Raw genomic sequence first — 11961 nt, 5'->3', positions numbered from 1 at the left:
GGTATCAGGCCGGGGTCATCAGGGCCGGCAGCAGCGCGCCGGACACGTGCTGGACGACGTTGACGCCCTTCGCGTGCACGATCGGCTGCGCATACTGCATCAGCGGCAGCACATAGGCCTGCTCGGCGATGTATTTGTCCACCGCCTTCCAGCCGGCGATGCGCTTAGCCTCGTCCTTCTCGCCCCACAGCGGGTTGATCATGTCGATCAGGTCCTGGCTGTCCCACACCGAGTGCGGGCTCGGCCCATACATGGCGAAACCGGTCGAGGTGGTTGGGTCGCCGATGGCATTGCCCCAGTTGTAGAAGGCCGCCGGCGCCAGCTTGTCGGCGGCGCGCAGTTCGTAGTGCTTGGCGATCTCGTAGACCTCGATCGTGGCCTCGATGCCGACCTTGCGCCACATGCCGACGATCGCCTGGATCATTTCATAGTCCTTGGGCTTGAAGCCCTTGGTCGTCTGGATGGTGAACTTGACCGGCTTCTCCGGCGAGTAGCCGGACGCGGCCAGCAGTTCCTTGGCCTTTTCCGGATTGTGCTCGACCTTGATCGAGGCATCGTAGGCCGCGTATTCCGGCGTTTCCAGCGTGGCGAGCGGCTGGCCATAGCCGCGCAGCAGCCGCTTGACCAGAAGCTCCTTGTCGACCGCCATGACGGCCGCCTGGCGCACGTTCTTGTCCAGCATCGCTTCGATGTCGTTGAAGAAGATCATGCCGATGTCGGAAACATTCTTGATCGACCCGGCAAGCCCGTCCTTGGCGATCAGCCGGTCGTACTCTTCATAGGGGATTTCGAGCGTCACCTGCGAGGAACCGGATTCGATCTCGGCGACACGGCTCGCCGCGTCGGTGACGAATTTGATCGTCACGTTCTCGAATGCCGGCTTGCCGCCCCAGTATTTCGGATTGGCCTTGAGCCGCAGGAAGGCGTTGCGTTCGAACTTCTCGACCATGTAGGGGCCGGTTCCGATCGGAGCCTTCTCGAAACCTTCGGCACCGACCTTCTCGTAATAGGCCTTCGGCATGATGTAGCCGGTGAGGAACGACATCCATTTGAAATAGACCGGGTCGAACTGCACGACATCGCCCGTGATCTTGTTGCCGTCGATCTTGAAATTGTTGACGTTCTTCCACACGAACTGGATCGGGTTGCCGGTCTTTTCATCGCCCGCCCGCTGCAACGACCAGACCACGTCCTCGGGCGTGAACGGCGAGCCGTCATGCCAGGTTACACCCTCGCGCACCGTCATCATGATCTTGGTGCGGTCCTCGTTCCAGCCCCATTCGGTGAGCAGGCCCGGCGCGAAGGACAGGTCCGGCTTCTGCGGGATGAACTGGTCGAACACCGACTGGTAGAGGCCCTGGATGGTCGGGTTGACGGCCGACGGTCCGGTGGTCGGGTCCCAGGACGGCAGGTTGACATTATAGGCGATGGTCAACTCGCCGGCGGCGGCATTGGCCATCTTGGGCAGGCCGACAGCGGCCACACCAAGTGCCGCGGCACTGTATCCCAGTAATTCGCGTCTGTTGATTGTCATGGTCGTTCCCCTTGTTGGTTTATTTGTCTTTTGCGCGGCTTCGTCCGGTCATTGGTTCGGGCTTCGTCGGCAGCAGCGCTTGCCTCTCGTCGCCTTCATGAAATCGTCTGGCCTACCTCCCGCCAAGCTGTTGCGCGAGCATGAAGCCCGAGGCGGCACCCGTGCCGGCACCGGGCCATGTCGCGGCGCCGGTGAGATGCAGATTGCTGATCGGCGTGTCCCAGCCGGCATAGCCGCGCGCCGGACGGAACAAGAAGTTCTGCGCCAGATGATGGCTGCCGCAGACCTGGTCGCCGCCGACGAGGTTCGGGTTCTCGCGCTCGAGGTCGATCGGCGAAAACACGGCGCGGCCGAGGATCTTCGCACGCAGCCTAGGTGCGTAGGTCTCGATGATGTCGAGCACGCGGTCGGCATAGGCCTCCTTGACCTGGTCCCAATGCGCTGGTGCGATCCTGGCCGAGGCGTCGCCCGCGATTTCGGCGGGCAGCATGCGCACCTGCACCCACAGAACATGTTTGCCTTGAGGCGCGCGCGACGGATCGACCGCCGTCGGTTGGCCGACGACCAGCACCGGCTCGTCCGGCAGCACGCCCGCCATCGCCTGCTGATAGGTGCGCGACATCTGCTCGAGCGATGGCGCCAGATGCACATAGGCGAACTGTCGAAGCTCTGCCCCGGCGCGCCAGTCCGGCAGGTCGTCCAGCGCCAGGTGGATCATCATCGTGCCCGGCGCATGGCGGAATTTTTGCATCGCCATGTCGAAGCCGGCGTCGCCCGAACCGACCGGCAGCAACTTGCCGGCCAGCGCCTTGGGCGTGACGCCGGCAATCACCGCCTTGGTGGCCGTATGCGTCTCGCCGGAAGCAAGCCGCACACCGGTCGCCTTGCCACCGGAGACGGTTATCTCGGCGACATCGGCGCCGGTGACGATCCTGCCGCCGGCCGATGTGACAATGCCGGCCAGCGCCCGGATGATCGTGTCGGCGCCACCCTTGCCCAGCACCATGCCAAAACTCTGGTTGGCCATCGATTCCAGATAGGGGAACACCGCGCCGCCGGCGATGTCGGGCGCGAAGTCGAGATGCATGCCCCAGGTGGCGAGCGTCGCCCTGATGTGTGGAGACTCGAAATTTTCCTCCAGCCAGGCACGCGGCGACGACAGCAACAGCCGGCCGGTGTCGAGCGCGCCGGAAACACCTTTTTTGCGCCACAGATTCCAGGCGGTGCTTGCAAGCGCCCGGGCGCTCATCGGCGAGCCCAGCAGCTTGAACAAATGCTCGGCTTCGGCGGGGAAGCCAGCAACCAGCCCTCGCCACGTCGCGGCATCGGCGGCTGAGAAGGCCGCCATGCGGCTGGCGGTCTTTTCCAGGCCGTTGCTGACACCGAACCAGCGTCCATCCGGGAACGCGCTGGCGAAACAATCGGCGACCGGCGCGAATTCCAGCCCCTGCGCTTTCAATTCATTTGCATATTTCCGGTGGAAGGCGGAGCCGGCGAACAGGCTCAGATTCATCGCGCCGAAATCGTGGCGGAAGCCCGGAAGCGTGAATTCGCGGGTCTGGACGGCTCCACCGATTGTTGTATTGCGCTCGAAAACCCCGGTTTTCCAGCCCTTGAGCGCCAGATGCGCGGCGCATGCCAGAGTGTTGTGGCCCGCCCCGACAAAGATGGCGTCGAACTCGCTCACGCCCCGTTCCCATTTCCTTTATGCTTAAAGATAATTGCAGATGCATATGTTTTCGTCTAGTAGGATATTAAGGGCCGAGACGAGCCTTGATCATGTCAGACAAGAGGGAACAGAGACCATGGATACCCAGAAACTCCTCGGCGAAGTTGCCGGCCAGCTTCTTTCCGGCGCCATTAAGGTGGTCGACCTGACGGCGCCGCTCGGGCCCGACACACCGCTGATCAAGCTGCCGCCGGAGCTTGCCGTCGACACGCCGAAGGTCGAGATCCACTCGATCTCCCGCTATGACAAGAACGGTCCATGGTGGGCGTGGAACTGGCTGAAGCTCGGCGAGCATTCCGGCACGCATTTCGACGCGCCGCAGCATTGGATCAGCGGCAAGGATTATCCGGACGGCGCCACCGATACCATTCCGGCGCAGAATTTCATCGGGCCGGTGAATGTCATCGACTGTTCGAAAGAGGCCGCCGCCGATCACGATTTCCTGCTCACCGTCGACCACATCAAGGCCTGGGAGGCCAAGCATGGAGCGATCAATGCCGGCGAGTGGGTGGTGATGCGCACCGACTGGTACAAGCGCAACGGCTCGGAAGCCGAGTTCCTCAACGCCAACGAGACCGGCCCGCATACGCCCGGCCCGACGGCGGAAGCAATCCAGTTCCTGATCAGCAAGGACATCAAGGGCTGGGGCTCGGAGACGATCGGCACCGATGCCGGCAAGGCCGGCGGCATGGAGCCGCCATTCCCGGCGCACACGCTGATGCACAAGGCTAACCGCTATGGCCTCGCCAGCCTCTGCAATCTCGACCAGCTGCCGCCGAAAGGCGCCATCCTGATCGCGGCGCCGCTCAAGATCGAGCACGGCACCGGCAGCCCGATCCGCGCGCTGGCGCTGGTGCCGGGGAAATAGAGCGAGGCGGTCTTCGGGAGAAGATCATGGCTGCAAACGGTACCGCGATGACGAAGTGGGCGCGGCGACCTCGTGAGGTTGCCGCTCTACGCCAAGGAACGCTACCGCGCGCAATTGAACATCATCCACCAAAGCGGGGGAGCACCCCTCGATGACCGCCCCCGATCACATCATCGTCGGCAGCGGCATCAACGCGCTGGTCTGCGCGGCGATGCTCGGCGGCAAGGGCGCCAAGGTGCTCGTTCTGGAGCGCAACGACCGTATCGGCGGTTGCATGCGCACCGAGGAGATCACCGCGCCGGGCTTCGTCCACGACGTGATGGCGACCACCTTCGTGCTGTTCATCACCTCGCCGGCCTTTGCAGCATTGGGCGGCGACCTCGCCCGGCACGGGCTGGAGTTCTGCCACACCGGCACGCCGACCGGCGTGCTCATGCCTGACGGCAGCCATGCCGTGCTCAGCACCGGCCGCGCCGCCAATGTCGCTGCGCTGAACGCGATCGCGGCCGGCGACGGTGACCGGCATGCGGAAGATGTCGGCGGCATCGAGCGCAATGCCGGCCTGCTGTTCGGTCTGCTCGGCGGCGCGCTTTGGTCGTACCCGACGGCGAAGCTGCTGGCCGGCGATACCTGGCGGCGTGGTCCGCGCGGCCTAGCCGCCTTTCTTGGCGAAGCGCTGGTGCCGGCGCGCGGCTGGCTGGAAAGCAGCTACCAGTCCGAAACCATTCGGGCGCTCTGGGCGCCCTGGGTGCTGCATGCCGGGCTTGGCCCGGAAGATGCGTTTTCCGGCCAGATCGCCAAGGTGATCGCCTTCGCGCTGGAGGCTGCCGGTGCGCCGATCGTCAAGGGCGGGGCGAAGAACCTGCTTGCCGCCTTCGAAGCGCTGATCAGGGAACGCGGCGGCGACATCCGCACCGGCGCCGACGTCGCTTCGGTCGTCCAGGCGGGTGGCCGCGCAGCCGGTGTGCGGCTGGCGTCGGGCGAAACGATCACAGCGAACAAGAGCGTCATCTGCTCGGTCACGCCGACGCAGCTTTACGGCCGTCTGCTCGGCAAAGACGCTTCGAAGGACGACGTCGAAGCGACGAGGAAATACCGCTATGGCAAGGGCAATTTTCAGATCCATTACGCGCTGACCAAGCCGCCGTCCTGGCGCGGCGAGGGCCTCGACAAGGTGGCGCTGCTGCATCTGACGCCCGGACTGGATGGCGTTTCGAAAGCCTGCAACGAGGCGGCGCGCGGCATGCTGCCGGAGGTGCCGACCATCTGCGTCGGCCAGCCGCACGCGCTCGACCCATCACGCTGTCCGGAAGGCCAGGCGATCCTGTGGCTGCAACTCCCCGAGGCGCCCCGTTACATCAAGGGCGACGCCGCCGGCAAGCTCGATGCGCCTGCCGACGGACTATGGACCGAGGCGCTGCGCGAGGCCTATGCCGATCGCGCTGAAGCGATACTCGCCGGCCATATCGACGGCTTCAAGGACAGCGTGATCGCGCGCCGCGCCTATTCGCCGGCCGATCTCGAAGCGATGAACATCAACCTGGTCGGCGGCGACCCTTACGGCGGCTCCTCTGTTGTCGACCAGTCGTTCCTGTGGCGGCCGTTCAAGACCAGCCGCAACCATCAGACCGGCGTCAAGGGCCTCTACCATATCGGCGCCTCGACCCATCCCGGTGCGGGCCTCGGCGGTGGCTCCGGCTTCCTGCTGGCAGGGAGGCTGTGATGGAACAGAAGGTCGTCGAAAAACGCCAGCGCATTTCCACCCTCGGCCAGATCGGCCTGCAGCAATTCGCGCCCTATCTGATGAACCGCATCATGGGCCGCTACAACGCCACCTTGCGCGACGATTTCCGCAAGCAGGGCCTGACCATTTCGCAGGTGCGCACGCTGGCGGTGCTCTCGGTCACCGACGGCGTCACCGTCAACGACCTCTCGGTCTATACGGTCATCGAGCAGTCTACCCTGAGCCGCACGCTGGACACGCTGGAGGGGCAAGGCTTCGTGCGGCGCGAGCAAGGCGTCACCGACAGCCGCATCCGCCACGTGTTCCTGACCGACGACGGCCGCGCCGAGTTCACCCGCGCCTGGCCGGCCATGCATGACGCCTTCGAGGCGATGTTCGACGATATCGACGACGCCGAATATGCAGCACTCATCGCAACGCTTTTGAAGATGCTCAAAAACATTCGCAAGCACGACATCTAGGCGCCGCCAGCTGTCGGCGGCAACGGAAGGAGGCAGACATGGCCGAACGGTCTTTTGCCAAGGAAGTCGAAAAACTGAGGCTTGGCGCCGGCGAGGAATTCGCCGGCGAGGGCATCCTCGCCATCACCAAGGCGCTGCTGCAGTGCGGCGTCGGCTATGTCGGCGGCTACCAGGGCGCGCCGATCAGCCATCTGATGGACGTGCTGGCCGACGCGCAGGACATTCTGGGCGAACTCGGCGTGCATTTCGAGGCCAGCGCCTCGGAAGCCACCGCCACCGCCATGCTCGCCGCTTCGGTGCATTACCCGATCCGGGGCGCGGCGACGTTCAAGTCGACCGTCGGCACCAATGTGGCTTCAGACGCGCTGGCCAACCTCGCGTCCGGCGGCGTCACCGGCGGAGCGCTGATCATCGTCGGCGAGGATTATGGCGAGGGCTCCTCGATCATGCAGGAGCGCAGCCATGCCTTCGCCATGAAGAGCCAGGTCTGGCTGCTCGATCCGCGTCCCAACCTGCCGTCCATCGTCAAGGCGGTGGAGGATGGCTTCGGACTGTCGGAAATCTCCAACACACCGGTCATGCTGCAGGTGCGCATCCGCTGCTGCCACGTGCATGGCCATTTCATCGCCAAGGACAACAAGCGTCCGCCGATGACGGTCGCCGATGCGCTCGAAACACCGCGCCGCGACACCGGCCGTATCGTGCTGCCGCCTGCCTCCTTCCTGCACGAAAAGGAGAAAGTGCAAAAGCGCTGGCCGGCGGCGGTGGATTTCATCGCCAGGAACAAGATCAACGAGTTCTTCGGCTCGGACCATGGCTCCGTCGGCATCGTCATGCAGGGCGGCATGTACAATTCAGTCATTCGTGCGCTGCAGCGGCTCGGCCTTGCCGACACCTATGGCGAGACCGACGTGCCGCTCTATGTGCTCAACGCCGTCTATCCCCTGATCGACGACGAATTCCTGGTCTTCTGCGAAGGCAAGCAGGCGGTGCTCGTCGTCGAGGAGGGCCAGCCCAATTATATCGAGCAGGCTTTTGCCGCGATGCTGCACAAGGCCGGGCGCGGCACCAGGCTGGTCGGCAAGGAGCACCTGCCGATGGCTGGGGAATATACCGGCCAGGTCATGCTCGACGGTATCGGCGCCTTCCTGCGCGCCGAGGCCCCGCATCTGCTGCCGGGCGAAGTGCGCGCACCCAACAAGGTCGGCGACGGCGTCGACACGGCGGACCTGATCAATGTCGTTCCAGGACGACCGCCCGGTTTCTGCATCGGTTGCCCGGAGCGGCCGATCTTCGCCGCGACCAAGCTGGTCGAGCAGGAGCTCGGCAAACATCACATCGCTTCCGATATCGGCTGCCATCTGTTCTCGATCATGCCGCCCTTCGAACTCGGCGCCACCACCATGGGCTACGGGCTCGGACCAGCCTCGGCCTCGGCGTTCAACGCGCCTGATGCCAAGCGCCGCTCGATCTCCTTCGTCGGCGACGGCGGCTTCTGGCACAACGGCCTGACCTCATCGATCGGCAATGCGGTGTTCAACAAGAATGATGGCGTCATCGTCATCGTCGATAATTTTTACTCGGCCGCCACTGGCGGGCAGGATATCCTGTCGTCGCGCGCCGGCAACAAGACCAAGTCGACCAAGCATCCGATCGCCGAGGCGGTGAAAGGCATGGGCGTAAAATGGCTGCGCCATGTCGACCGCACCTACGATGTCGGCAAGGTGCAGGACACGCTGCGCGAGGCGCTGACAACGGACGAGAAGGGGCCAAAAGTCATCGTTGCTTCGTCGGAATGCATGCTCAATCGCCAGCGCCGCGAAAAGCCGATGGTCGACAAGGCGATCAAAGGCGGCGAGCGTGTCGTCAAGCCGAAATTTGGCGTCGACGAGGACATCTGCACCGGCGACCATGCTTGCATGCGGCTCTCCGGCTGCCCATCGCTGTCGGTCAAGTCGCTCGACGATCCGTTGCGCGACGATCCGGTCGCGTCGATCGACCAGAACTGCGTCGGCTGCGGCAATTGCGGCGAGGTCGCCGATGCCGCGGTGCTGTGCCCGTCCTTCTACCGCGCCGACGTCGTGCACAATCCAAGCCGCTGGGACCGCTTCCTGGAGACGGCGCGTCGCGCGACGATCGGCTTTCTGCAGAGGCGGCGCGAAGGCCGGCGCCTGATATTCGCCGATGCTTGATCCTGTTCCTTCCTCGCGCCCCCGGTCCGGTGCTGCCGATGAGCCGGTGATCAAGCTCGCCGTTCTGGCCGTCGGCGGCCAGGGCGGCGGCGTGCTCGCCGACTGGATCACCGACGTCGCCGAGCGCAATGGCTTTGTCGCGCAATCGACCTCGGTCGCCGGCGTCGCGCAGCGCACCGGCGCCACCATCTACTATATCGAAATGGCCCGCGACACCGGCCGCCTGCCGGTCTTCGCGCTGTCGCCCTCGCAGGGCGATGTCGATATCCTGATCGCCGCCGAATTGATGGAAGCCGGCCGAGCCATCATCAGGGGCTTCGTCACCCCCAACCGCACGACGCTGATCGCTTCCTCGCACCGCATCGCGGCCGTGTCGGAAAAGATCGAACCGGGTGATGGCCGCGCTTCGTCGTCCAAAGTCCACGCCACGGCCGAGGCCACATCGAAGCGCTTCATCGCATTCGACATGGAAAAGATCGCCGCCGACAACGGCTCGATGATCTCGGCCAGCCTGCTTGGCGCGCTGGCCGGCTCCGACGCGCTGCCGTTTACCCGTGAAAGCTACGAGCAGGCGATTGGCACCGGCGGCCGTGGCGTCAAGGCCAGCCTCGCCGCTTTCGCGGCCGCGTATGATCGTGCGCGCGGCACGGCGGCGCCGGCGGCGAACCCGACGGAGACGGCGATTGTCGAATCTGCCTTGGGTGCGGGACATGTGAGTGGCCCGCGAAACCTGTTGCAGGGATGGCAGGCGCTTGCCGCTCGCATCGATCTGCTGCCGGTGGCGGTGCGCGACATGGCGCTCAGGGGCCTGAGAAAGGTCGTCGACTATCAGGACATCGCCTATGGGCGCGAATATCTCGACCGGCTGGACAAGGCCGTCGCGATTGACAGCGTGGATCCAACCCATGCGCTGTCAATCGCGGCCGCCAAGCATCTGGCCAACGCCATGTGCTATGACGACATGATCCGCGTCGCCGATTTGAAGACGCGCTCGACCCGCGATAGGCGGGTGCGCAAGGAGGTTGGCGTCAAGGACGGTTCGGTCCTGCAAGTGACCGAGTACTTCCATCCGCGCATCGAGGAGTTCTGCGGCACGCTGCCGGCGAGGCTGGGCAGCTACATCGAGGACCGGCCGAAATTGGCAGCCTTCCTCGACCGCCGCATCAACCGGGGCCGCCGCATCCGCACCGACAGCTTCGCCGGCTTCGCCGCTTTGTGGTTCATCGGCGGCCTGCGCCGCTGGCGCCGCGGCCTGCTGCGCCACAAGGTCGAGGTCGCGCATCTCGACCGCTGGTATACGCTGGCGCTTGGCTACGTGCCGGCGGATTACGCGCTTGCCGTCGAAATCCTCAATTGCCGCCGGCTGATCAAGGGCTACAGCGACACGCATGTGCGCGCCCAGTCGAAATTCGACCGCGTGCTGTCGGCGCTTGATCTGCTCGAGGGCAGGGACGACGCCGCCGACTGGATCCGCCGCCTGCGCGAGGCGGCGCTGAAGGACGAGAAGGGCGACATGCTCGACGGCGCGCTGAAGACCGTGGCGACGCTGGGGTCAAGACCCATCACCTGAGACTTCAGCGGTTGGCCTCCGCCGACTGGAGTGGTGCGGCGAGGCTGTGAAGCGGCGCCGCCTGCGGGAAGAGATGCAGCAACCCAGAATCAACGCGCCGCCGCAGATGTGCATCGACCTCCGCCCGGTCCTGGCAGCCATGGAACCTGCCGCCGCAACGGTCGCGCAGGCGCACGAGGTCGACCATCATGGGCGACATTGGCAGACCGGCCGCGTCGAGCAGGCTGGCGCCGAGGAACCCGACATCGAGCGGCATCGTATCGGGCATCGAATGGCGCAGCGGGTGGTTGAAGATCGAGAGCGTATAGAAGGTGCGGTAGGCAAGTGACTGCGGTCTTGCCAGTGCGTCGTCGCCGGCAATGGCATCGACGAACGGCTTTGTCGCCGACGATTGATGATCGCCGAATTCGAGCACCACGGCGCCGCGTTTCCCGGCCTCCGCTTCCCGGCGCTCGAGGAACTGCCCGAAATCGCCGCGCGCGATTGCCATCCGGCGCAGATATTCGCCAGCCTGGTCATCATCGGAGAAAGGCTCGCCTTCCACCTTCAGGTCCGGTTCCATTCGCCCTTCGTAAGGAGAGTGCGGGAACATGGTCTGGATCTCGAGGAACAGGGGCCGGCCATCTTCCCTGCGGTGCTTTGCGATGAATGCCTCGGCCGCGTGATAGTAGAAGCTGTCGCGCAGGTGGTAGAAGGGCGCTGCGATTTCCTTGATGTCGAGCACTGTCTCGAAGCCGATCGATTTCAGGAACGGCCCTTCATTGACGAAGGTAAAATCCATCGGCGTCATGACGGCGGTGCGGTAGCCGCATCGCGCCAAAACCTCCGGCAGGGCGCCGGCGACCTTGTCCTGCAGCGTGATCGTCAGATAGGGGCTGCGCCAGCCGAAATCGGTCGCCGAAAGACCGGTCATCAGCGACAGATTGGTGATCCAGGTACCGCCGCCGAACGTCTCGACCTGCATCGGGTGCGGCGCGCCGGCCTTGGGTGCGAAGCGCTGTAGAAATCCCGCGCCCCTGCCGACTTGGGGGAAATTGGCCGGATCGGATTGGCTTTCGCTGAGCACGAAGAAGATATCGGGAAGCGCTGCCCTGTCGCCGCAATCGATCGTATCGGCGAAGGGCGGCTGCGCGATGACGACCTGCAGCCGCTGTTCGAAAGCTGGTTCGACGACCAGGTTACGCAGATCCAGGAGCGAGACAAAGAAGGCCGACATGTGCCGGCCCTGCATGTAATAGAAATAGCGGTCCTTCGACGCCTCGGCCGGAAAGGTCAGCGGCACCAGGGGGACGAGCACGGCCAGCATCACGGCGCGTAGCGATAACGGCCAACCACGCTTCCGGTCGACGCGGAAGATCAGGATCGCCGCGGCGACGCCAAGCGTCAGCGCTGCCGCCACAGGCACGATGAGATGGAGGTAGGAGCCGACGAGGAACCGATACACTTCCGGATCCCTGGCGACGAAAACCGTGTCGTAGAAGTGCAGCGAAAAGCCTTTCATGCGAAACTTGATCGCTGAAATCAGCGTCAGCACGCCAACGATCGTCCAGGCGAGATAGACGGAGAAGGCGAAGCGTGCGGTTACCAGGAACAGGATCCCCGCGACGACCGCCACCAGCGCCAGCGAGAACGGTACCGACAGCCATTCATGCTCGACCCTGCCGGCGCCGAAAAGGCCGGCAAGGCTGACCGCAACCAGCACCAGCGGATGGCAGAGCAGCCGCAAGAAATTCTGAAGCTGAGCCGCGAATTTTCCCATGGATATGCCCCAGCACAATTGTGGGAAATTCTTCGGTTAATTGCGCAGTCAGAACAAATCCATAGTGAATTTAACGTTAATGCGGATGCACCGGTCCCCTTCAG

The 11961-nt window shown here is 64.4% G+C and carries 8 protein-coding genes; 5 read left to right on the top strand and 3 right to left on the bottom strand.

The window, feature by feature from the left end; translation table 11 throughout:
• Positions 1–4 precede the first annotated feature (4 nt).
• Both FJ950_RS02210 and FJ950_RS02205 read right to left on the bottom strand, forming a co-directional pair.
• Positions 5–1534 (bottom strand): ABC transporter substrate-binding protein, encoded by a 1530-nt coding sequence (locus FJ950_RS02210; RefSeq protein ID WP_140614829.1) that lies wholly within the window; start codon positions 1532–1534, stop codon positions 5–7.
• A gap of 112 nt (positions 1535–1646) precedes the next feature.
• Positions 1647–3221 carry an NAD(P)/FAD-dependent oxidoreductase gene (locus FJ950_RS02205; protein ID WP_140614828.1) on the bottom strand — a complete coding sequence of 525 codons (1575 nt, stop codon included), beginning with the start codon at positions 3219–3221 and terminating at the stop codon, positions 1647–1649.
• 118 nt (positions 3222–3339) lie between these two features.
• On the opposite strand from FJ950_RS02205, the gene FJ950_RS02200 reads away from it, so the two are divergent.
• The 5 genes from FJ950_RS02200 to FJ950_RS02180 all read left to right on the top strand — a co-directional run bounded on the left by FJ950_RS02200 (position 3340) and on the right by FJ950_RS02180 (position 10098).
• The gene (locus FJ950_RS02200; RefSeq protein WP_023772618.1) at positions 3340–4131 is read left to right on the top strand and encodes a cyclase family protein; all 792 of its coding nucleotides are present in this window, start codon (positions 3340–3342) and stop codon (positions 4129–4131) included.
• Positions 4132–4282: 151 nt separating this feature from the next.
• Positions 4283–5854 (top strand): NAD(P)/FAD-dependent oxidoreductase, encoded by a 1572-nt coding sequence (locus FJ950_RS02195; protein WP_140614827.1) that lies wholly within the window; start codon positions 4283–4285, stop codon positions 5852–5854.
• Positions 5854–6336: a MarR family transcriptional regulator gene (locus tag FJ950_RS02190; protein ID WP_015314077.1), complete on the top strand. Its 483-nt coding sequence runs from the start codon at positions 5854–5856 to the stop codon at positions 6334–6336. The genes FJ950_RS02195 and FJ950_RS02190 overlap by 1 nt, the downstream gene beginning before the upstream one ends.
• A gap of 38 nt (positions 6337–6374) precedes the next feature.
• Complete coding sequence (locus FJ950_RS02185; protein ID WP_140614826.1) at positions 6375–8528, top strand: indolepyruvate ferredoxin oxidoreductase subunit alpha; 2154 nt, start codon at positions 6375–6377, stop codon at positions 8526–8528.
• Entirely contained in the window at positions 8521–10098 is a 1578-nt protein-coding gene (locus FJ950_RS02180) for an indolepyruvate oxidoreductase subunit beta family protein (RefSeq protein ID WP_140614825.1), read from the top strand. Before FJ950_RS02185 ends, FJ950_RS02180 begins: the two co-directional genes overlap by 8 nt.
• A 4-nt stretch (positions 10099–10102) precedes the next feature.
• Here the strand turns inward: FJ950_RS02180 and FJ950_RS02175 are convergent, their stop codons facing one another.
• Positions 10103–11857: a sulfatase-like hydrolase/transferase gene (locus tag FJ950_RS02175; RefSeq protein WP_140614824.1), complete on the bottom strand. Its 1755-nt coding sequence runs from the start codon at positions 11855–11857 to the stop codon at positions 10103–10105.
• Positions 11858–11961: the final 104 nt, after the last annotated feature.

It is taken from the genome of Mesorhizobium sp. B2-3-14, from assembly GCF_006442175.1.
GTDB lineage: Bacteria > Pseudomonadota > Alphaproteobacteria > Rhizobiales > Rhizobiaceae > Mesorhizobium > Mesorhizobium australicum.
Note: the sequence above shows the minus strand (reverse complement) of the source record. Positions and strands in the feature narration are given on the sequence as shown.

Bases quoted from the DNA above. Each gene is read 5' to 3' on its own strand.
- FJ950_RS02210 (WP_140614829.1), bottom strand. From the start codon at position 1,534: ATGACAATCAACAGACGCGAATTACTGGGATACAGTGCCGCGGCACTT.
- FJ950_RS02200 (WP_023772618.1), top strand. From the start codon at position 3,340: ATGGATACCCAGAAACTCCTCGGCGAAGTTGCCGGCCAGCTTCTTTCC.
- FJ950_RS02195 (WP_140614827.1), top strand. From the start codon at position 4,283: ATGACCGCCCCCGATCACATCATCGTCGGCAGCGGCATCAACGCGCTG.
- FJ950_RS02190 (WP_015314077.1), top strand. From the start codon at position 5,854: ATGGAACAGAAGGTCGTCGAAAAACGCCAGCGCATTTCCACCCTCGGC.
- FJ950_RS02185 (WP_140614826.1), top strand. From the start codon at position 6,375: ATGGCCGAACGGTCTTTTGCCAAGGAAGTCGAAAAACTGAGGCTTGGC.
- FJ950_RS02180 (WP_140614825.1), top strand. From the start codon at position 8,521: ATGCTTGATCCTGTTCCTTCCTCGCGCCCCCGGTCCGGTGCTGCCGAT.
- FJ950_RS02175 (WP_140614824.1), bottom strand. From the start codon at position 11,857: ATGGGAAAATTCGCGGCTCAGCTTCAGAATTTCTTGCGGCTGCTCTGC.